Genomic DNA, 21,471 nt, shown 5'->3' with positions numbered 1-21,471 from the left:
TAATCTTTATCTGACATTTACTTTGAGGACATTTTTCATTTGCCGGAAGGCAAAATCGTGGTCTTCCACATCAAGCCAGGCCGAGCAGTCCCTCGGCACGGTCACTGCATAACCCCGGAGTACGGCATCAGAGGCAGCGTACATGATGCATATATTCGTTACACACCCCGTAATGATGAGTTCTTTTACAGCCAGCTTATTCAGCACCTTTTCAAGGTCTGTCTTGTAAAAGGCGGAATAGGTCGTTTTTTCAACTATAATATCGTCTCTGTCCGGCTTTAATGCATGAACCACCTGAGCGCCCTCTGTGCCCCTGACACTGTGACGGGGCCATATCGAAAATTCCCTGTCATCAGGCGCATGCGCATCACACACGTAGATAACAGGCGCTCCTTCGGCCCTTGCCGCTTCAATCTCTCTTTTGACGGCAGGAATAATTTCTCTTGTTGAGGGGACTTCAAGGGGGGCGCCTTCGAGAACGAAATCATTGAGCATGTCAATAATTAAAAGGGCTTTTCCAGACATAGCAGGAAGAAATCTCTATTTAAAGGTATGAGCTTAAATATTCATTTCAATAAAAAGTATAACAAAGATTTTTCAAATGTAAATGAGGTGTCGACGATCATATTCATCGCATTTTTTTTCAATATTAAAGAGCACATTCTTAATATTTCGCTCCAGCTCTTCTTCCGTATCGATAATAATATGCTCGCTTGCGGGAATCTCTTTTATCCTTTCAAAGGTTTTTTTCTGCTTTTCATAAATTTCCCATCTGCCGTCGGAAATATCACTCCCTTCACTCACTCTTTCCTCAAGCCTCCTTTTAACCTCTTCATCACGGCAGATACATTCCACGAGAAGAAAGGGGATATCCAGCCCGTTCGCCAATTCCAATGCCTGGAGACGGTATGGGGACTTTTTAAACGAGGCATCGAGGATTACCCCTTCACCCTTTTCAAGCAGCCTTTTTGCTTTTTTAAAAAGCGCTTCATAAGTTTTGTTAAAATAATCTTCACTATAGATTCCTTCACCAAATGTTTCATGGCGACGCTCTTCTCCGGCTATTCCCGCTATTTCTTTCCGGATCTCATCAGACCGCAAAACCTGAAAACCCTTTTTTTCAGCAATAGCCGCTGCTATGGTACTCTTTCCCACTCCCATAAGGCCGCAGGTAATAATAAGTATCTCTCCCTTCAGTCCCTTTGAAGCATAACGACCGGCAAGCTCAAAATAACTTTCCGCCATTTTCCGGGCGGCTTCAAGCTCTTCTTCATGAAGAGACGAATCATCGAGTTCAAAACTGTCCACCTTGCCACGCACATAAGCCCTGTAGCACTTATAAAAATTGATAAGCGGCCTTATCTCTTCATCACCGGAGGCCGCAATATAGCACGCTACCAGTTCTTTAGACAGATCGCTGCGATGATGATAATCGAGGTCCATGGCTAGAAAGGCGATATCGGCAGCCACGTCGGAATAGCGGAACCTGTCATTAAACTCGATGCAATCATAGATATAAACCCGGTTCGTAATGCAGACGTGCTCCATATGGATATCGCCGTGGCAATCCCTGATCTTCCCTTCTGCCATTCTTTTCAGAAAGAGGTCCTTTTTTTTCGCCATAAAGCCTTCTGTGTATTTTACAATGCTATCGTACTGCTTCTGCGACAAGGACCGGCCTATGTATTTGCGGGTCTGAGAAAAGTTTTCCTCCATATTCCGGGCAATCATCCGGGGATCGCCAAATTCGGCAATATTTTCATTATGCGCCGCCTGGCTGTGAAAACGGGCGATTACTTTTGCCACAAGCGCAATTACCCCCCTGTCTATCACTCCCTCCTTAAGTAAATTAAGCATCATCCGCTCTTCAGGGATTCTTTTCATTTTGACGGCATAATCGACTGTCTCACCGGGACCACCAAAAAAATGCTTTCCCTCCCTCTTTTTAACCTCCACCACATCGAGGTAGATCTGCGGTGACAGCCGCCTGTTAAGATCAAGTTCCTGCTTGCAATAAAAGGCCCTCTTTTCAAGTGTTGAAAAATCGAGAAAGCCGAAATCAACGGGTTTTTTTATCTTGTACACAGTCCGGTCACCTATAATGACAAATGAGATATGAGTTTGAACCAGTTCAATGGAGGCTGCTGAATTTTCCTGTTCTGCCGCTGCCATAAGATCGGTAATCATGGGTGGTAAATACATTCAAACTCCTTTATCTTTTTCTGTTGCCTTTAATCTTTATAAAAATGAAGCATGGCCCGTCATTTTAAGCTGATCACGCTAGCCCGTTATTTTCACAGGTATGGTAAAGGTAAAAGTACTCCCCTTTCCTTCCTCGCTTGTCAGGGATATTTTTCCCCCATGAAGCTCTACAAACTTTTTTGACAGGGTAAGCCCCAACCCCGTTCCCTGAAAATCCCTCCTATGGGAACCATCGGACTGGCGGAAGGCCTCGAAAATAAGATCGGCTTCTCCCTCCCTGATTCCGGGCCCGGAATCACTTACCGATATGAGGATACTATCCTTTTCCCGCTTTACCGTCAATGATACCTTGCCTCCCCTGGGCGTAAACTTGACGGCATTGCCCAGGAGGTTGTAGAGGATTTGCTTGAATTTAAGCCTGTCGGCCATAATTAGACTGGCTCCTTCATCAATAGCCAGACCGAGATGGATATTTTTCGTCTCCGCCTGTTGGCGCATGACACTTTCCACCGCTTCAACAATTTCCCTGAGATCAAAGGCTTCATAAACGAGTTTCATCTGTCCCGCCTCTATCTTTGAAAGATCGAGAATGGTATTGATAAGTTCCAGGAGGTGTTTACCGCTGATTAAAATATTATTAAGATATTTCTCCTGTTTCTTATTTATTTCCCCATAAAGACCGTCAATAAGCACTTCCGAAAAACCGATAATCGAATTGAGAGGAGTCCTGAGTTCATGGGACATGTTGGCCAGAAACTCCGATTTAAGCCTGTTTGCTTTCTCAAGTTCCCTGTTCGATATCTCAAGATCGAGGGTTCTCCGCCTTACCTTGTTTTCAAGATCAGTATAAAGGCTTTTCAACTCCCGGCTCATATTGTTGAATTCATGGGCCAGGTCTTCTATCTCATCGCCGCTTTTTATGTTTATACTATGGTCCAGATTTCCGGCGGCGATAAGGGAGACGCCCTCTTTAAGGGCAGCTATGGGACTTACGATTCGCTTAAGCGTCATGTAGATTGCCAGAATAAGCAGTGAGGCAAAGAGAAATCCGGGGATGGCAGCGCCGAGCAAGACCTCCCTGATCGGTTCGATAAAGGCTTCATCAACAGGCTGGGTAAGCAGGACATACAATTTGTCAAACTTGTCATCGGGCTTATTGCCGGACTCATGACGGAGCATGATTTTATGGAAGCGGTAAATGGGGGGAGAAGTAGCCATAACCGACTCTATCCCCTCATCGTCTGTTTCGATAAACCATGCTTCGTCATCATCTCTTACCTTTTCCACTATGCCGGGGGATAGCTTACCGCCGATTTTTGAATCCCGGGGATCATAAAGGACCGTCCCATCCGGGCCGACCACATTTACACGTCCTGATTCTCCGGAGGAGAGAAAGTTTTTTCCGAAAAATGCAGCGTTAATCTCTATAAATATGGCAAGCGCTCCTGTTAAATCCTTTCCGTCGTTACTTCTTATGGCCGCATAAACAGGCAACACATAAAAACCCTTTTCGCCTCTCCTGAAAGGCGCTCCCAGAAAAAAAGGCTCAGGAGAAGCATCCAGTTGTGAAATTGTGCGGGGGTCGAGATTTTTCAGGAAGTCATCCTTCCCGCCATTGACAAGTCCCTTGCCGGCGACGTCAAACAAACCCGTAAAGAGATGGCCCTCTTCTTTATTTTCAATGGCGAGAAGACCGCTCACCACTTCATTATTCCGCCCGCTTTCAATAAATTCCCTGATAGCGGGATTGGCGGCAAGAAGCTCCGCTTCCGAACCCTCATTCTCTATTCGCAGCTTCAATGCCAACGACATATGGCGGGATATTTCCATGAACTTAAGTCCCATGGAACGCTTGAAAACCCGTGAGCCTTTGAGATAGGTCGATGAAATACCGACAAGTCCGGGAATAAAGGCAACGACCAGCATGATGACCAGTATTTTCGTTTTTATTCGTAATTTCATAAATCACCGGTAAAAAAAGAAAAAGGAACAGAATCATTCAAGAATATCAAAAGAGAAATAGGGCGGCAAGGCAAATAGCCTGAAGGGATAAAGCAAGGCAATTCCCGGCCTTTTATGCCGTTAACCGAAAAAGGGCAATCCCTTTATCCTTTCCGATTTAAAAGTGATATTTTACGATTCAACTTGCAAGATATAACATTTCTATGTACCATTCGCTCAGCTACTATAAACAAAGCAATACAAGGACACTCCATATGATCAACAGGGAAAGGCTCATTGATGAATTTATTCGTCTCGTTACCATTGACAGCCCTTCAAAAGATGAAAGAAAAATCGTCGACTACCTTAAGTCGGTTTTAACAGAACTGGGCGCTCAGGTCAGGGAAGACGGGGCAGCTGAAAAAACGGGGGGAAACGCAGGAAATCTCCTGGCCAAAATAAAGGGAAATACCGACAAGGCCCCTCCGCTTCTTTTGAATGCCCACATCGATACGGTATCACCGGGCAGGGGAGTAAAACCTCTTATCAGGGACGGCGTAATCTACTCGTCAGGGGATACCATATTGGGCTCCGATGACAAATCGGGTGTCGTCATCATCATCGAGGCAGTAAGAACTCTTTTGGAAAAGAAACTTCCCTTTGGCGACCTCCATATTCTTTTTACCGTATGTGAAGAAATCGGCCTTCTTGGAGCCAAGGCCTTTAATACCTCTGAGCTGGAAACCTCTTTCGGCTATGCCCTCGATTCAACAGACAGCTGTTCAGTCATTTATGCGGCGCCGGCGGCCAACCATATCAAATTCATTATTCGCGGCATCGAATCTCATGCAGGCCTGGCTCCTGAAAATGGTATAAGCGCCATCGAAATTGCAAGCAGGGCCATTTCCAAAATGAAACTGGGAAGAATAGACGAAGAGACAACAGCCAACATTGGAACCATTAGAGGTGGCAGCGCCACAAATATTGTCCCCGGTGTAACAATAATAGAAGGTGAAGCCAGGAGCCGCAATGCCGACAAGCTGAAAACCCAGACGGACCACATGGTGGATTGCATCAGGAAGACCCTTGTTCAGATGAACTCTCTATCGGCTTCACCCTTAAAAGCAGACCTTGAAGTGGAGATCAGTAATGACTACCCCCTCATGAAGCTGGACAGGAAATGCAGGCCCATAGCGCTCGCTGAAAAAAGTGCGGCCAATCTCGGGGAAAAGGTCAATTTGCGGGTCGGCGGCGGGGGAAGTGACGCCAATATTTTTAACAGCAGGGGAATCGATGTCGCTATTATAGGCACGGGCATGGATAAAGTCCATAGCAATGAGGAAAGGATCAGGATTGAAGATATGGAAAAGGCGGCAAGGTATCTGCTTGAAATTGTAAAAGAAAATTGCCGGAGTTAAATCATTCCTAATTTTTTCTCGATATAATTCTTAAGGATTTCCGACTTTTCTTCACTCATATTCAGAAAATTAATCCCCATGCCGGATTCATCTTCACTTTCCCTGACGACGGCGGACCAGACAACTTTTGCAACTACCGAAAAATCCACCTCAATCTCGGGGATACTGAAACGAACATTAAGTTCCGTCCCTTCGGGCAGGGGGTAAAAGGTGCGGATAAACATTCCGCCGGCACTGATATTTCTCGTCTTGGAGTTTAAAAACTCCAGTTCCGTCTTGAAATTTACTTCCAGTGTAATAGGAAGTCGTTCCGATTTTCTCACTGCGGGAAAAGCCTGGCTCATAGGGTTTGTTTCTCCATAAATAGAATTGAGAACATATTCATATCAAAAGAGAAGAAATTTTGCAAAGAAAGTTTCTCCACTACAAAGATATGCGCTCCGCAATATCATCAGCCAGCAGCGCTCCCCGGTCTGTAAGAGAGAGATTCCCGCCCTCTGCCTGATAGAGTTCATAAGGAATATGGAGAAGCTTATCCTCTGAAACCACTTCATAGAGAGAAAGGCCGAATCGTTCCCTGAGAAAACCTTCTTTCAAACCCTCGCCTGTTCTCAAGGCCGTAAATACCGTTTCTCTTACCGCCTCTTCTCTGCTGAGTATCTCCAGCGATTCAAGAGGCATGAGACCCTCTTTTATGCGCGTTTCGTACTCTCCGGCATCTCTCAGGTTCCACCAGCGTATCCCCCAGCCCGGTTCGGACAGATAGGAATGGGCGCCGGCGCCCAAACCGATATAATCGCCACCCTGCCAGTAACGCATATTATGCCTTGACCGGTATCCCTCCCTGGCATAATTCGAGGTTTCATAGCGGCTGTAGCCCCTGCCGGCAAGATAGTCCGCCGCAAGAAGAAAGAGTTCCTCCTGCACATGGTCGGGAGCAGGGAAAAATTCTCTCTTTCGGGCCCTTTCATTCATAGGGGTTTCCTCTTCCATGGTCAGCAGGTAAAGTGAAATATGTTCAGGACCGAGGTATGCCGCCTTTTCAAGTTCTTTCAGCAGCCCTTTCCCATCCTGCCCGGGGAGAGCAAAGATTATATCCATACTGATGTTGTCAAAACCTGCTCCTCTTGCATCGGAAAAAGCCTTTTCACTCTCTCCGGCATCATGAAGCCTGCCGAGAAATTTCAGATTGTCATCATTAAAACTCTGCACGCCCATGCTCAGGCGGTTTATGCCGGCAGAGCGAAAGGCTTTCAATTTTTCCCCGCCATTCGTTGCGGGATTGACTTCCAGGGTAACCTCGCAATGCCTTGCCCGGCCATAGGATGAGAAGATACTGTTTATGAGCTTTTCCATAGAAAGGGGATCAAGAAGAGAGGGTGTGCCGCCACCAAGGTAGAGACTTTCAAGCGGCCTGCCTGCAATATTTAAAAGATCACCTGCCCAGCGGGATTCCTTAATAAGTGAATCGACGTATCCGGCGTTAACGTAACCCCTGGGAAAGGAATTAAAGGCACAATAGGGACATTTTTTTATACAATAGGGTATGTGTATATATAAACCTAAATCACTTTCACTTTTTTTTGACATGGACATAACTTTTCTTTACCCTTTTTTCTATCCCTCTATTATACTCTCCAGAAACTTTTGATTCAAAAGAAAGAACAGCTTAAAGGGAGATCGGATTTGAAATTTTTATTTATTATGGACCCCAGAGAGTCTATAAACAGAGAAACAGACTCAACACTGCTTATGATGCGTGAATCTATCGAAAGGGGGCATAAAATTTATTACTGCCTCGTTGAAGATCTCTTCATTGAAAAGGCGCTCCCCGCTGCGGTGATGAGAGAAGTTGAATTCGCCGACTGTGAAGATATTTTCTGCCTGGGAGAAAGCGAAGAGGCTTTACTTAAAGACCTGGACGCCATTTTTATGCGCAAAGACCCACCCTTTGATATGGATTACGTCTATGCTACCTACCTGCTGGAACTTGCCCGGGAACATACCTTCATTATCAATGATCCCAGGGGGATAAGGAGTGCAAACGAAAAGCTCTACGCCATGAATTTCCCCGACGCCATACCTGAAACAATCGTATCCAAGGATTCCCGCAGGATTAAGAAGTTTCTCCATGAAATCGGGGGAGAGATGATAATAAAGCCGCTGGGCAAATGCGGCGGGGAAGGAATATTTTATATCCACAGCAAGGATAAAAACATTAACGCCCTTCTTGAGACATCGACCCGGTTCGGAAAGGAATTCATTATGGCCCAAAGATATATCCCTGAAATCAGGGATGGAGATAAAAGGATTATTCTCCTTGACGGCGAACCGGTGGGCGCTGTTAGCCGCGTCCCCCAGGATGACGAACACAGGGGAAATATCCATATCGGTGGAACAGGGTGGAAATGTGAAATTACGGAACGAGACCATGAACTCTGCCACACGATTGCTCCAAAACTGAAAGAAGACGGCCTTCATTTCGTCGGTCTCGATGTAATAGGTGACTGGATTACGGAAATTAACGTAACAAGCCCTACCTGCCTTGTTGAAATCAACAGCCTGAATAATGTAAAGCTGGAAAAAAGCATCATTGACTATGTAGAGGCTGCCGTAAAAAAAGATTAACCCCGAAAAGGGCGGCGGACATGAATTTATAGTTCAACAGAGCGCTTTCCGGCTTAAAATCTCCCATTTCCTCAATGCTGCGACAAAAATACTCCACAGGGGAAACGCAGAATGCGCCCCACAATAGTTGCTTTTGCAACGCCAAAATAGTCAGCTTATTTTACAAAAATAAGGGGGGAAAAGGCTATTCAAGCGTCATAATTACCGAATCAACTCAATTCAGGCTCTAATTCTTTAAAAACTCCCACGTTGTGTCATTTTTTTTTACAAGGGCCATGGCATAACTGCCTGCAATAATTTTTCTTTGAAAAAACCGTTACAAATCAACATATTAGAAGACTAATGTTTAGTGGCATTATAATTGCTATTCTTATAAATCAAGAGAAACCACAGGGAACAATTAAAGAAGGAGGTGGCATAAAATCATGGAAAGAGCAAAGAAACTCCGGTTATTATCATTTATTTTCGTATCACTTTTTAGCATTATTCAGTGGTCTGAGGCAAATGCATTACCTCTGCTTCAACTGGACATTGATGGTGGCACTTATGTAGGTGGAGAAGAAGAGTCGACCCTGGTCTACAGTCCGCTTTTTACATTGCAGGCGCTGGCCAGAGGCGTAACCGATGTGAGCGATGAAATAAACGGCAACAAGTACATAACGGCAGGACAAACAGCCTATCTTTCTATCGCTGTTGAAGCAGATCCAAAGGGAACAAGCAATATGACTTATGCCGGTGGCGCTGTGGATGGGGTGGCGCTGACAGGTTGGGCCTATGGGAATGCTTTTGGCGACAAGAACCAGAAGAGCCACGGAATTTTCCAAACACTCTACACAGAAGTTGAATTTACTTTCTCTACAGCTGATTTCTGTACGGAATGTTTATGGAATACCCAGGATGGATCCGCTACAAACTTTGACGGCTTCATTCATGAATTCTCCATCGACCTGACAGATGTTTGGTCTTTCCTGGTGTCAGAGGAGGTTGCTTCTTATCATTTTGATCTCTACACGAAAGATGCAGACGGCAATATTGAGTACTTTGCCCCCTTTTCTCATGATGCAGCGGCAACGATTCCCGAACCGTCAACATTTCTCCTCCTTGGCTCAGGCTTGTTGCTTCTGGCCTGCTTTATAAGGCGCAAAAAATATTCTTACTCCATTTAACATTATAGGCGATGCCCGCGGGCATCGCCTTTTTTATCTCTCCTAAAAAACAGTCTTTTTATCCCCGCCTTAAAAACTGCCGGTATTTCCTTATTTAATTTGACATTACCCGTAGCTGATAATATATTTTACTTAATATTCCAAAAGTCAAAACCTCTATTTTTACTCCTCATATCGAGAGAAAGGGGTACACTCATGATAAACAAGGTAGACAGGTCCCCCAGAAAACATCTGATCTACTTCACCAGGATAAAATCGGCATCGGGAAAAGATTTTACAGGGCGGCTCGTCGATGTATCCATAAAAGGGCTGAAGGTAGTCATGAAAGAGAAAGTCGTCATTGGTGAAACCTACAGCTTTGAAATCTCCCTTCCTGAAGAAAAGAGAAAGGATGATCAGGAAACCATCCACTGCCGGGGAAAGGCAAAATGGTACAAACAGCATTTAAACCCGGAGCACATTACAGCCGGCTTCGAAATAGAAGGTATTAACAAGGAAGACAAGAACATGCTTTCCGACCTCAACAAAAGAGAATAAAGGGTAAAATTCCTTATTCGCCTGCTTTAATTATTTAAAAATCTCTTAATTCCTACCCGGCACATACAGGGGACTGCCAATGCAGCCACTGCCCGATTGGGTAGTAGACTTAATACTGCATTAGTAGTAGATTTCTCATGGGGAAAATCGTCAAACAACCCCATGTCTGCTATCTAAAAGAAAATCAAAGAACAAAAAAACAATCCCCGCGGAATTTAAATAACGGGAAGGGAGCGCTACCCGAATGGATAATCCGGACCTTTCAAAATCCGAAGTTGAAATATTGCACTGGGTAAAAGAAGGAAAAAGTAATAATGAAATTGGAACCATAATCGGCAAATCCCAATGGACCGTCAAGTATCATATGTCTAATGTGATGAGAAAACTTGATGTTTCAACCCGCACCCAGGCCGTTAGCCAGGCAATCGGACTTGGCCTCCTCAACACAAGCCCTCCCGATGAGGAAGAGTCAACCTCGACTATTTTTGTAGGTATCATCGGTTGCGGCGTTGGCGGCGCTGCAGTTCTTGAAGTGTTGAAAGACAATCCTGCCATTACCATCGTCGGTGTTGCAGAGAAAAGCAAATCCGCACCGGGCCTGGCCATTGCCAACATGGCCAACATACCCATTTTTAGCGATTATAAAAAACTTATATCAAAAAAACTCGACGTCATAATAGACCTTACAAAGTCGAATAAGGTTGAAGCTGATATTCTCGCCCTTAAACATCCAAAAACGGAGCTTATGGGTGGCCTTTCCGCCATGCTCATGTGGCAGCTCACCGATGAAAGGCGCAAGCGTGAGCGCGAGAAGGAAAAAGTGCTTCGCGAACATGAAGCGCTGTACCACCTGGGCCTTATTATAGAAAGTATTGACAGTATGAAAGACGCCGGATATGCCGTTGTTGATTATGCGACAAAGCTTCTTAACATGCCGGCAGGCTCCATGGCTGTATTCGATGAAAAAAGGGAGACCATGAGGCTCATTGCGGCCAAGGGATTCAGTGATCAGTTCAAAAAAGTGGATGAATGGTCGCTTCGCAAGGGAGGATTGACGAGCCGCGTATTCAATGCGTCAGGCCCCATCTTTATGAACGACGTAGACAGACTTAACAACCTGAACCCGCTTCTCGTAAAAGAAGGTGTCAGGTCCGTCCTTGCAGCCCCCCTCATGGTTGAAGGGAGAATTATAGGTATCCTTTACCTCAATGATTTCAGGACTCGTCAGATAATGGAAGAAGATATTTCTATCTTTTCCATTATATCCGTCTACGCGGGCCTTACCATAGAACGCGTCAAATCAATTGAAGATATGAGGATGCTCACCATTGTCGACGGTTTGACGGGGCTCTACAATCATCGTTACATTATGGAGCAGTTCCAGAAAGAATTCCAGAGAGCCAACAGGCACAATACAAACTTTTCGGTCATCATGCTCGATATCGACAAATTCAAACCTTACAATGACAGCTTTGGCCACCTGGAAGGAAACAAGGTGCTTAAAGGCGTAGCCTCCCTCTTCAGACAAAACTCGAGGGTAACAGACGTGGCAGGAAGGTTTGGAGGAGAAGAATTCTGTATTATCGTGCCTGAACTTGGCGTGGAAGAAACGACAAACTATGCCAGAAAACTCCTTGCAAAGGTTGCGGCACATAGCTTCCCCAACCGGAAGATAACACTTAGTGCAGGCGTTGCAACATTTCCCATAGATGGAAATTCGACGATGGAACTGCTTGAAAAAGCCGACAAATACCTTTATAAAGCAAAGGGCTCGGGAAGAAACTGTGTTGTCTCATCCGGTACGCCTTCAAAGTAATAAACCGGGATTAAGAGCTTCACAAATCGGTCAAGGCAGGGCGCAGTTCAAAGTGAAGGAGGCAGAAGAAATAATTTTAGAATTTTTTTAGTGCGCCAACTTGACGGGAGACAAAGATTTCCCGCTTTGCCCAAAAGAACAGAACCTGACAACTCCTCCTTTCACCGGGCATGGAGTCCCTCTATATTAGCAGAGATTCCCTCCATTCTTCAGGATGCATTACAAAAGATAAAAGCCTTTCTCTTAATTCTTCCGCGGCGAAGGCTTCTCTTTTCAGCCACTGCACCTCTTCTTTCCTGAACCAGGTAAGCTGCCTTTTGGCATAACGCCTCGAATCCCGCTTTATAAGCTCAACAGTCCTTTCAAAGGGAACGCCATCAATAATATGAGCGCACATCTCCTTGTATCCCACGGCCCGCATCGGTTTTAAGTCTCGTGAATACCCCCTGTCGAGAAGTCTCCTCACCTCCCTTTCAAAACCATTTTCAACCATGGTTTCAACCCGGCTTTCGATCCGCCTGTAGAGTTCGTCCCTTTCAACATCAATTCCCAGCATAAGGAAAGGGTAGGCTTTTTCGCTAAATCGATGAGAACGCTGAAAATCGGAGATCTTTCGCCCCGACAACATTGCCACTTCCAATGCCCTGATGACACGGACCCGGTTATTTGGGTGTATCCCACGAGCCGCCTCGGCATCGATTTCCTCCAGTTTCCTGTAAAGGGATAAGGGGCCTTTTTTTTCTGCTGCTTCTTCTAATTCTTCTCTCAGCCTTTTATCGGCTTCGGGCGTATCAACAAGCCCTTTAATCAGGGCCCGCACATACAAACCTGTGCCTCCCGCGATAATGACCCTTTTCCCTCTTTTATGAATATCATCTATAATCCCGGCGGCCATCTCCCTGTAATCGGAAACCGTGAAATCCTCATCGGGATTGACTGCATCTATCATATGATGGGGGACATGCTTCATCTCGGGGGGAGAAGGCTTGGCCGTTCCAATGTCCAGATAACGGTAAACCTGCATTGAATCGGCGCTCACCACTTCAGCGTCGAGACTTTTTGCAAGTTCAACGGCGACAGCGCTTTTACCGGACGCCGTAGGGCCGACGATGCAGATCAATGCCGGGCGGTTCATCAGGTCCGTTCAAACCGCTTTTCAATTTCCGGCAGGGTGAAATCGATGTGGGCGGGTCTTCCATGGGGACAATGGGGAACAATACCTGATTCATCCATCGATTTAAGAAGGGCCCTCATCTCTTCATGGGTCATTCTTCTTTTTCCCCTGACGACAGAGTGGCAGGCGATTCTCTTTATGATATCTTCAAGGGCCGCCTCAAAACACTTCGACTTGGGAAGTTCCGACAGTTCGGAAGCCATATCAGTAACTATCTCCTTCACACTTTTGCTGCCGAGAATGGATGGAATGGCCTTTACAACAAAACTTCTTCCACCGAAGTTTTCAATATGAAAGCCGAGTCTGGCTACCTGATTCCTGTTGTTTTCAAGGGCCGAAGCCTCGCGGGGCGTCAAATCGATTGTTTCAGGAATGAGGAGTTGCTGGATCTTGTAGTTTTTCTTGTCATAACCACGCTTTAGTTCTTCAAAGGCGATTCTCTCACAGGCGGCATGCTGGTCGATGAGAATCATCCCCTTTTCTCCTTCGCAGACAATATACATTTCCCCCACCTGTCCGATAACGGCAAGGGAAGAGAAATAGCTGCTTTTCTCCTCTTTTGCTAACACTGCTTCCCCGGAGGGAAGCTCTTCTTCATAAAGGGCTCCCGGGAACTTCTCCCCATGGCCGGCAATAACCGGATTGCCCCGGCGGCGGTGGAATTCCTCTCTGGCAACGTACCCTCCCTTGAGCTGAAGCGTCTCATTTTGTGAAACATATTCGGCAGCCGCTCTTTTTATATTTTCTCTTCTCTCTTCGCCGGAGAAACCGCTATCGCTCTCCCCTGAAGCAGGAAGCCACTGCCGCCTTCCCAGCGCCTTATCAATGGTACTGCTTACAAAGGAATGAACGGCGCCCGACTCCCTGAAACGAACCTCACTTTTGGCCGGATGAACATTGACATCAACGTTAGCCGGATCAATTTCAAGAAAGATAACGGCAAGGGGATATTTACCCCGCATAATATAATTGCCGTAACCCTGAAGAAGAGCATGCCTGATAACCTTGTCTCTCACAAAACGGCCGTTAACGTAGATATAAAGGCCGGAGGCGCTCGATCTTTGCATTGAAGGGGGAGAAATAAAGCCCGAAAGCCTGAGCTCTGCCGACTCTTCATTAATTTCAATAAGGTTTCCCGCTCCCTCTTTGCCGATGAGAGCCGCTATTCTCTCTTCGAGAACCGCCCCGCGGGGGAGTTCAAAGTGGGTCGCCTTTTCGCTTCTAAGGGAAAAACCGATGGATGGAAAGGCAAGGGCCGTCCTTGCCACAAAATCGCTGATATGCCCCATTTCGGTAACGGTCGTCTTGAGGAATTTCCTTCTTGCCGGCGTATTGAAAAAGAGGTTTTTAACCTCTATAATGGTTCCTGACGGGATCCCTGCCGCAGTAACATCTTTTACGGTCCCTCCCTCGATAATGATGGAGGTCCCCTCAATGGCCTCTTTTTCCTTTGTTGAGATCACCATTTTTGAAACGGAAGAAATACTTGCCAGTGCTTCTCCCCTGAATCCCATGGTAGTAATATTAAAGAGGTCTTCCGGCGATTCGATCTTGCTGGTGGCATGCCGTTCAAGACAGAGAAGGGCGTCATCCCTGCCCATTCCCCGGCCGTTATCGGCAATTCTTATGTACCGCTTCCCCCCTTCTCTAAGGCTGATTTCAATCTTCGAGCTTCCTGCATCGATGGCGTTTTCCACCAGTTCCTTTACAATAGATACGGGCCTCTCCACTACCTCGCCGGCGGCAATCATATTGGAGAGATTTTCCGAAAGGATTTTTATCTTCTGCATAGCTTATTCCTTGTTTATTTCCCCTTTTTTCCTTTAATAAAATCCATCCTCTCCATGATCCGCTTTTCGTAGCCGCTATCTTTTGGCCGGTAATAGCGCTTCTTTTTGAGCTTCTCCGGAAGAAACTGCTGGTTAACAACTGCGTCGCTGTAGTCATGGGGATACATGTACCCCTTGCCGTAGCCCATTCCCTTCATGAGCTTTGTCGGCGCATTTCTTATATGAAGCGGTACAGGGAGGGCGCCCAGGTTCTTTACGTCCTTTTTGGCTTCCCTGTAGGCCATGTAGGAGGCATTGCTTTTAGGCGCAGTGGCAAGATAAGTTGCCGCCTGGGCCAGGGGTATCCACCCTTCGGGCATGCCCACAAAGTGAAAGGCGTCCTTTGCCGCCAGGGCAACGGTAATTGCCCGCGGATCTGCATTTCCCACATCTTCTGAAGCAAAGATAACCATCCTTCTGGCCACAAAAAGGGGGTCTTCTCCCGCTTCAAGCATCCTGGCAAGCCAGTAAACCGCCCCATCGGGGTCACTGCCCCTCATGCTTTTTATAAAGGCTGAAATCACATTGTAATGTTCTTCACCCCCTTTATCATAGAGAAGCGCCTTCTTTCTCACCACCTCTTCGGCATCACTCATGGTAATACTAACCGCTTCATCCCCCTCAAGCTTGTAATTTACAAGTTCCTCCAGTGAATTAAGGGCCGTTCGCGCATCGCCATGAGACATGGCGGCAACAAAACCAAGAACGTCGTCATCCATCTCCACCGGATACTCTCCGAGCCCCCTTTTCCTGTCTTTGAGCGCTCTTTTCAATATGGAAATGAGGCCCTCCTGTGAATGCTCCCTCAAAACAAGGACCTTGCACCGGGACAAAAGGGGAGGAACGACTTCAAAGGAGGGGTTTTCCGTGGTAGCGCCGATAAAGGTAATGGTACCGTCTTCAATATGATGGAGGAAGGCATCCTGCTGGGCCTTGTTAAAACGGTGAACCTCATCGACAAAAAGAATGGTCTCCGTCCCTCCGGCCTTTAACCGGGCAGCCTTCTCCATAATGGCCCGCACGTCCCTGACGCCGGACAAAACGGCTGAAATGGACTCGAAGTTGGCCGACATTTTACCGGCAATAAGCCGGGCAAGGGTCGTCTTTCCCGACCCCGGCGGCCCCCACAAAATAACAGAGGGGAGCGCTCCTTTTTCCATGGAAGACCTGAGGGGGAGCTTTTCGCCGGTAATATCTTCCTGGCCCATAAAATCATCAAAGGTGAGGGGTCTCATCCGTTCCGCCAGGGGTTGAAAGGTCTTTTTATCACGCTTTTTCGGCATTAATAAAATATAACATAAATGGATCTGTTGCTTAACTAATTTTACTCAAATCACCCTTTAGCAGAAGTTAAAAAGCCGGACAGACAAAATAAGGCTCCCCCCTGTTGTCGGTTTCGGTGTAAAATACAAAAAAATCGAATACAATATAGAGGCAAATCTCTGTGCCGGACACCAGAACAAACACCCAATCCATTACACTTTATGGCCTGACTATTTTTTTAAGCGCCTTTCTTCTTTTTCAGCTGCAGCCGCTTATAGGCAAACACATCCTCCCCTGGTTCGGTGGAACGCCTGCCGTATGGACAACGTGCCTCCTCTTTTTTCAGCTCCTCCTTCTCGGCGGCTATGCCTATGCCCACTGGCTGGCCAACCTGAAAAGCCTGCCTGCCCAGGGAATGGTTCACTTAGGCCTGCTCCTTCTTACCCTCCTCCTCCTCCCTGTCATACCCGCAAACAGCTGGAAGCCGGAGGGAGGAGATAACCCCATACTGCTCATCCTTGGACTCCTCACCGTTACCGTTGGCGGCCCCTACTTTATGCTGACCACAACAGGCCCCTTGCTTCAGGCCTGGTTTGCAATAGGCCACAAAGGGAAATCTCCCTACCCTTTATATGCCCTCTCCAATGCAGGTTCGCTGCTCGGTCTTATTACCTATCCTTTTCTTTTCGAGCCGCTGCTGGCCAGATATACCCAGGCCATTGTCTGGTCCCTCTCCTACGGCCTTTTTATTTTTCTCTGTGGATTCTGTGCCCGTCAGATATGGAAAGGGAGGCATTTTACTCTTCTTGCGCCTGCCGATGACGACCGATACAAACCGGCCGGAGAATCCTGTACTTCCATTGATGAAGAAAGGCCGCCATCGGCGGGAAGCGCCGTCCTGTGGCTTGTACTTTCCGCCTGTGGTTCAACCTTTCTCCTTTCCACGACAAACCAGGTAACCCAGAATGTGGCCGTTATCCCCTTTTTATGGGTCCTTTTTCTCTCTGTATATTTGCTTACATTCATTCTTGTCTTCCAGGGAAGCGATCTATACAGACGCTGGTGGAGTATTCCCCTGCTCCTCATTTTAAGTGTCATCATTTCAAAAGACCTGGCAGGGGAACTGAGCCTTCCGCTGGCCTGGCAGATTGTCCTTTATACGGGAGCCCTCTTTGCAGGCTGCCTGATATGCCACGGTGAACTTGCCAAAAGAAAGCCCTCTCCAAAATATTTGACCCTGTTTTTTCTGATGATTGCCGGCGGCGGCGCCCTGGGTGGCCTCTGTGTGGCAGTTGGGGCGCCTTTTCTCTTTCCCGCTTACTGGGAATACCACTTTATACTCATGTCCATGACTCTGGTCATAGTCTGCATACTCTTCTTCGATCAAAGATCTCCCCTTTTTAAAGGTCGCCGAATCTACCTGTGGGGGATTATTTTACCGGCCAATATCTTTATGGCAACCAGTCTGGTAAAGGCCGTGGAAAAAGACCTTGAAGATGCAGCCGCTTTGTCCCGCAACTTTTACGGCGTTTTGAAGGTAGCTGAATTTGTCGATGACAACATAGGCCGTGTCCGGCAAATGCACCACGGCAAAGTGCTGCATGGGACGGCTTACGAAGACCCTCCCTGGCGCGGCACACCCACCTCCTACTATGGTAAGGGAACAGGTGTCTGGCTGGCAGTGAACAGCCATCCCGGCCGCATGCGGAAAAAGCCGCTTAACATCGGCGTTATAGGGCTTGGAACAGGCACCATAGCTGCCCTTGCCAACAAGGGAGACAAGGTGCGCTTTTATGAGATCAATAATGATGTCATTACGCTCTCCAGGAAGTGGTTCTGGTATCAGAGAGATTCAGCAGCATCAATTAAAACCATCGCCGGTGATGCAAGAATCATCCTTGAAAATGAACTGGTGGGAGGGGAAGAAGAAAAATTTCATATCCTCGTGGCCGACGCCTTCAGCGGTGACTTCATCCCCATTCACCTCCTTACCCGGGAAAGTGCGGAGCTATACAGAAACCGCCTCAGAGACGACGGAATTCTGGCTATTCATATTTCCAACAGTAACTTCGACCTTGCTCCCGTTACAAGGGCAATTGCAGAGGCCATTGGCTGGGAAGCCGTGCTTATTGATTCACAGGACAGGATTGAAGAGGCTACCTGGGCCGCAACATGGGTACTCATTACGGCAAATCAATCTATCCTTAACAATGAGAAGATAAAAAAAACAGGGAAGTTTCTTTTACGTGAGGACATGCAATCACTGCGGTGGACTGACGATTACGCCAGTCTTTTTCATGTGCTTAAATTCCGGGGAACCTCCGGCAGCAGTCCCTGAAAAAACGGGGCCACTTCCTTCGGACAGCGCCTTGCCTTGGCCAATTTGTGAAGCTCTGAACCCCGATTTATCACATTGAAGCGGTACTAGTCTTTAATCCGTTTAAACTCGACAAGCGATCCGTCGGGTTTTCTGATAACAAACCTGTCTTTACTAATACTTTCGATAATATTGATCTCTTCAACCCTGTCATGATAACCGTGATACTTCCAGAAGAGAGCCCCTTTTACTATTTTCCATTTTCCCGACATATGATACTCGCCATCAGGGGAAACGGACTTCCATCTTCCTCCCGGCTTGATTGTCACGGTAGATCCCGTGTCGGAAGCCAGCCACTTTCCGATAAATTGATTAACTCCTATGGTTGGCTTCTTCCCTATTTTCATCAAGGTAATGTCACCGGCACGGGAAAGGGATGCGCTCTTTTTTCCCTCCGATTTAACAACAGATGAATTCCCCGCCAGAAGGAGGGCGGCAATTATAGCGGCAATAGCGCTTTTTTTCATTTATGCCTCCAGACGATTTTCTAATTTTATACCACACTTTTAGGGCTATTGCTTTACAGAAATCATCTTTTTTCCATACAATCCGCTCAAAGCCTTCCTGTGGACTGCTATTTGCCCCTCTGCCCGGTGTGTTTCCCTCCCTTGAACCGCCTCACAGCCGGTGCTAGACTTCTAATAAAAGCAAACCGATGATGTGAGAAATGAAAAAAACGCGTTTTGTCAAAAAACATACCTTCTGCCTGCTGCTTTTCTTTATTACCTATTCCCTCTATTGGCACCTTGTAATATATGTGACCTTAAAAGAGTTGCAAAGCGGCACACTTGAGACAAGCGGTATTTACATCATCAGTGGTGATAAGGGTGATCATATTGTCTACGGAAACAAGACCTTTAAGGATGTCAGGGCCGGAGATATCATCTTCCGGCCTGTCGCCTGGACGGAAAAAGACGGCCTTTATACCCGGTATTCCTTAAAGTTTTTCAGCAAAGGAATTCCGGGCAATGCCGAGCATTCTTCGTTATACCTGGGAAAGGGAAAGATAATCAATATTTCTCCCCTGAGGGAAGGTCATTCCATTTTTACGGGGCCCGTTGAAAATACCATGGGCTATTACCCTGCCGAAAAGATTGAAATTATACGATTGACTGATAATCCCGACATAATAAGAAGGGCCATGAGCTTCATAAATTTTCATAAAGCCCTTGAAGCAGAACAGAAAACCGGTTTTATAAAAAATATAAGGAATATCAGAAAAGTTCCTTTTAAAAAGCCCTTTGATTTTGGTAAAAGCAGCTTTGATTATTATTTATCGGGTTTTAATTGCAACTACTTGATTATCTACGCCTATGAATACGGCGGATATAAGGAATTTCAAAAAATTCAGGCGCCCTGGAGCGAGCTTGTCTATTACGGGCTTTTTTTGCTTATTTTTCCCGGTGAAAAAAACATAAAGGCCTTTTCAGAAAATATTGTCTTTTCCGGAGATGACATTAAAAAACATGCCTTGAAAATCATTACTGCTCAATGAGACCTTCCATCGGCCCTGATTGTTTTTTTACAGGGTCTGGAAATCACGAATCAAGAGGCAGGCTGACCCTTATCGTTGTGCCTTCACCAACCTTACTGTCAACCTGAACATGACCTCCGTGAAGATCGACAAACTGTTTTAATATGGCCATGCCAAGACCAGTCCCCACCGATTTCGTTGTAAAAAAGGGCATAAAAATATTTTCCAGATCCTCCGCTGCAATGCCTTGACCTGTATCAGAAACGGATATAATCAGTTTCCCATCCTTTTCATGCACATCAAGTGTAAGGGTTCCACCATCAGGCATAGCCTCGATAGCATTGTCCAGCATATTAACGATAAGTTGGTGAATCTTTACCCGGTCGGCATTTAAGGGGCTGCACTGTTGAGGAAGATTGTTAATAAAGCCGATGCCCGCTTTCGTTGTTTTTTCCTGGAACTCATTGACCATGCTTTCCATAAAAGGGCAATAGTCAAATTTTTCCTTTTTAATTTCGCTCCCTCTGCCATAATCAAGAAGGTCTGTTGCTATGGCGATGAGACTATGGATTTCCTCCCCTATGATCTGGAGCGCTTCTCTGTCACTTCCTTCAATAGATCGGGAATCCTTGAGCAGCTCATAACTCAGGCTGACCTTATGGAGGGGATTTCTGATTTCATGGGCAACATGGGCTGACATTTCCCCCATGGCGGCAAGGCGACGCTTTTGCTCCAGTTCCTTTTCAGCCCGTTTGCGCTCCTCCATTTCAGCGAGCAGGTTTTTATTGGCTTCTGCCAGTTCTGCCGTACGCTCCCGGACCCTTTTTTCCAGTTCGTCATGGGCTTCTTTTATGGCCGATCTTTGTCTGTGGGTTTTCTGGGCAAGATTTACCGTAAGAGCAATAGCAAAGGCCAAAACCGTTCCAAAGACCAGGACAAAATGATGGGCCATTTTTTTGGAAAAATTTTCACCGGGGCCATGATTCAGCGCCTGCCACAAACTGATGGAAAAAGTCAATACGGTAATAGCGATTGGCAGGGGAAACCAATAAGGGAAGCTGTCCTCTTTCTCCTGCTCCTCCATCCAGGCCAGCATTGAAAAACTGATGCCCAGGACCATAAAACCAAAAGCCGTATGAACAGCCATGCGCGTTAAACGCCCCCAGCCATAGGCGCTTTCAAGTCCTGTCAGGTAGCCTGAAAAAGCAATGATGCCAAGCCCCAGAATGAGCGCTGCAAGAATGGCCACAATAAGCGCGCATCGCTTATAGTGCGAAAAAGCCCCCATAATGATGACAGCAAAACCGGCAAGCGTGAAAGAGAGGGCTGTATTGGGCGCCATTCTCCCCATATGCGAGGTTTTCACCCCTACATAATGTTTCATCATTAATTCATCGATAAGGAGGTTGACATTGAAAAGGTATTCGATAAGCGTCAGGATTCCTATAAGAGCCACCACGGAACCACAGGCAATCGCCACAGGTGAATACCTGTGGAGCAATGCCAATATAGCGGTACCGCTCAAAAGAAAGCCAAGCGCCGTGTTGTACTGCATAGGCACAAATGCGGGATATACCTGTATAAGTATAACAGCGCCCGTATACCAGCCAATAAGAACGGTCAGCCCGAGAGTATTGAAATAACGC

17 protein-coding genes are annotated in these 21,471 nt (G+C 46.5%); 7 read left to right on the top strand and 10 right to left on the bottom strand.

Going from position 1 to position 21,471, the window contains the following annotated elements; translation table 11 throughout:
* Positions 1–6: 6 nt before the first annotated feature.
* The 3 genes from OEV42_16390 to OEV42_16380 form a co-directional block, all read right to left on the bottom strand.
* Positions 7–525 (bottom strand): cysteine hydrolase, encoded by a 519-nt coding sequence (locus tag OEV42_16390; protein MDH3975853.1) that lies wholly within the window; start codon positions 523–525, stop codon positions 7–9.
* 72 nt (positions 526–597) lie between these two features.
* Positions 598–2,202 carry an AAA family ATPase gene (locus tag OEV42_16385; protein ID MDH3975852.1) on the bottom strand — a complete coding sequence of 535 codons (1,605 nt, stop codon included), beginning with the start codon at positions 2,200–2,202 and terminating at the stop codon, positions 598–600.
* Between the two features lie 78 nt (positions 2,203–2,280).
* Positions 2,281–4,164, bottom strand: a complete 1,884-nt coding sequence (locus OEV42_16380; GenBank protein ID MDH3975851.1) for an ATP-binding protein — start codon at positions 4,162–4,164, stop codon at positions 2,281–2,283.
* Positions 4,165–4,367: 203 nt separating this feature from the next.
* Between OEV42_16380 and OEV42_16375 the strand changes: the two genes are divergently transcribed.
* Entirely contained in the window at positions 4,368–5,561 is a 1,194-nt protein-coding gene (locus OEV42_16375; protein MDH3975850.1) for a M20/M25/M40 family metallo-hydrolase, read from the top strand.
* On the opposite strand, the gene OEV42_16370 is transcribed toward OEV42_16375, so the two are convergent.
* Entirely contained in the window at positions 5,558–5,905 is a 348-nt protein-coding gene (locus OEV42_16370; protein MDH3975849.1) for a TIGR02266 family protein, read from the bottom strand. The two genes, OEV42_16375 and OEV42_16370, sit on opposite strands and share 4 nt — an antisense overlap.
* Positions 5,906–5,984: 79 nt before the next feature.
* Positions 5,985–7,151: a radical SAM family heme chaperone HemW gene (hemW, locus tag OEV42_16365; protein ID MDH3975848.1), complete on the bottom strand. Its 1,167-nt coding sequence runs from the start codon at positions 7,149–7,151 to the stop codon at positions 5,985–5,987.
* 96 nt (positions 7,152–7,247) lie between these two features.
* On the opposite strand from hemW, the gene gshB reads away from it, so the two are divergent.
* From gshB to OEV42_16345, 4 genes are all read left to right on the top strand, one after another.
* Positions 7,248–8,189, top strand: a complete 942-nt coding sequence (gene gshB / locus OEV42_16360; protein ID MDH3975847.1) for a glutathione synthase — start codon at positions 7,248–7,250, stop codon at positions 8,187–8,189.
* Between the two features lie 425 nt (positions 8,190–8,614).
* Complete coding sequence (locus OEV42_16355; GenBank protein ID MDH3975846.1) at positions 8,615–9,355, top strand: choice-of-anchor N protein; 741 nt, start codon at positions 8,615–8,617, stop codon at positions 9,353–9,355.
* Between the two features lie 195 nt (positions 9,356–9,550).
* Entirely contained in the window at positions 9,551–9,892 is a 342-nt protein-coding gene (locus OEV42_16350) for a PilZ domain-containing protein (GenBank protein MDH3975845.1), read from the top strand.
* Positions 9,893–10,136: 244 nt separating this feature from the next.
* A complete protein-coding gene (locus OEV42_16345; protein ID MDH3975844.1) occupies positions 10,137–11,708 on the top strand; it encodes a diguanylate cyclase in 1,572 nt (523 codons plus the stop codon).
* Positions 11,709–11,889: 181 nt separating this feature from the next.
* Here OEV42_16345 and miaA read toward each other — a convergent pair whose 3' ends face one another.
* From miaA to OEV42_16330, 3 genes are read right to left on the bottom strand one after another with little or no spacing between them, the layout of a single operon-like run.
* Positions 11,890–12,843 (bottom strand): tRNA (adenosine(37)-N6)-dimethylallyltransferase MiaA, encoded by a 954-nt coding sequence (gene miaA, locus OEV42_16340; protein ID MDH3975843.1) that lies wholly within the window; start codon positions 12,841–12,843, stop codon positions 11,890–11,892.
* A complete protein-coding gene (mutL, locus tag OEV42_16335; GenBank protein MDH3975842.1) occupies positions 12,843–14,672 on the bottom strand; it encodes a DNA mismatch repair endonuclease MutL in 1,830 nt (609 codons plus the stop codon). The genes miaA and mutL overlap by 1 nt, the downstream gene beginning before the upstream one ends.
* Positions 14,673–14,686: 14 nt before the next feature.
* Positions 14,687–15,994: a replication-associated recombination protein A gene (locus OEV42_16330; protein ID MDH3975841.1), complete on the bottom strand. Its 1,308-nt coding sequence runs from the start codon at positions 15,992–15,994 to the stop codon at positions 14,687–14,689.
* A gap of 161 nt (positions 15,995–16,155) precedes the next feature.
* Between OEV42_16330 and OEV42_16325 the strand changes: the two genes are divergently transcribed.
* The gene (locus OEV42_16325) at positions 16,156–18,312 is read left to right on the top strand and encodes a fused MFS/spermidine synthase (GenBank protein ID MDH3975840.1); all 2,157 of its coding nucleotides are present in this window, start codon (positions 16,156–16,158) and stop codon (positions 18,310–18,312) included.
* An 86-nt stretch (positions 18,313–18,398) separates the two neighbouring features.
* On the opposite strand, the gene OEV42_16320 is transcribed toward OEV42_16325, so the two are convergent.
* Positions 18,399–18,818, bottom strand: a complete 420-nt coding sequence (locus OEV42_16320; GenBank protein ID MDH3975839.1) for a hypothetical protein — start codon at positions 18,816–18,818, stop codon at positions 18,399–18,401.
* 200 nt (positions 18,819–19,018) lie between these two features.
* Between OEV42_16320 and OEV42_16315 the strand changes: the two genes are divergently transcribed.
* Complete coding sequence (locus tag OEV42_16315; GenBank protein MDH3975838.1) at positions 19,019–19,846, top strand: hypothetical protein; 828 nt, start codon at positions 19,019–19,021, stop codon at positions 19,844–19,846.
* 43 nt (positions 19,847–19,889) lie between these two features.
* On the opposite strand, the gene OEV42_16310 is transcribed toward OEV42_16315, so the two are convergent.
* Positions 19,890–21,471: ATP-binding protein (locus OEV42_16310; GenBank protein MDH3975837.1), on the bottom strand; the 1,582-nt coding region annotated here is incomplete at its 5' end.

Source organism: Deltaproteobacteria bacterium (assembly GCA_029860075.1).
Lineage (GTDB): Bacteria > Desulfobacterota > JADFVX01 > JADFVX01 > JADFVX01 > JAOUBX01.
Note: the sequence above shows the minus strand (reverse complement) of the source record. Positions and strands in the feature narration are given on the sequence as shown.

Coding starts and splice junctions, on each gene's coding strand:
- OEV42_16375 (MDH3975850.1), top strand. CDS start 4,368: ATGTACCATTCGCTCAGCTACTATAAACAAAGCAATACAAGGACACTC.
- OEV42_16330 (MDH3975841.1), bottom strand. CDS start 15,994: ATGCCGAAAAAGCGTGATAAAAAGACCTTTCAACCCCTGGCGGAACGG.
- OEV42_16370 (MDH3975849.1), bottom strand. CDS start 5,905: ATGAGCCAGGCTTTTCCCGCAGTGAGAAAATCGGAACGACTTCCTATT.
- OEV42_16355 (MDH3975846.1), top strand. CDS start 8,615: ATGGAAAGAGCAAAGAAACTCCGGTTATTATCATTTATTTTCGTATCA.
- OEV42_16315 (MDH3975838.1), top strand. CDS start 19,019: ATGAAAAAAACGCGTTTTGTCAAAAAACATACCTTCTGCCTGCTGCTT.
- OEV42_16345 (MDH3975844.1), top strand. CDS start 10,137: ATGGATAATCCGGACCTTTCAAAATCCGAAGTTGAAATATTGCACTGG.
- OEV42_16390 (MDH3975853.1), bottom strand. CDS start 525: ATGTCTGGAAAAGCCCTTTTAATTATTGACATGCTCAATGATTTCGTT.
- miaA (MDH3975843.1), bottom strand. CDS start 12,843: ATGAACCGCCCGGCATTGATCTGCATCGTCGGCCCTACGGCGTCCGGT.
- OEV42_16320 (MDH3975839.1), bottom strand. CDS start 18,818: ATGAAAAAAAGCGCTATTGCCGCTATAATTGCCGCCCTCCTTCTGGCG.
- OEV42_16385 (MDH3975852.1), bottom strand. CDS start 2,202: ATGTATTTACCACCCATGATTACCGATCTTATGGCAGCGGCAGAACAG.
- OEV42_16350 (MDH3975845.1), top strand. CDS start 9,551: ATGATAAACAAGGTAGACAGGTCCCCCAGAAAACATCTGATCTACTTC.
- OEV42_16380 (MDH3975851.1), bottom strand. CDS start 4,164: ATGAAATTACGAATAAAAACGAAAATACTGGTCATCATGCTGGTCGTT.
- mutL (MDH3975842.1), bottom strand. CDS start 14,672: ATGCAGAAGATAAAAATCCTTTCGGAAAATCTCTCCAATATGATTGCC.
- hemW (MDH3975848.1), bottom strand. CDS start 7,151: ATGTCAAAAAAAAGTGAAAGTGATTTAGGTTTATATATACACATACCC.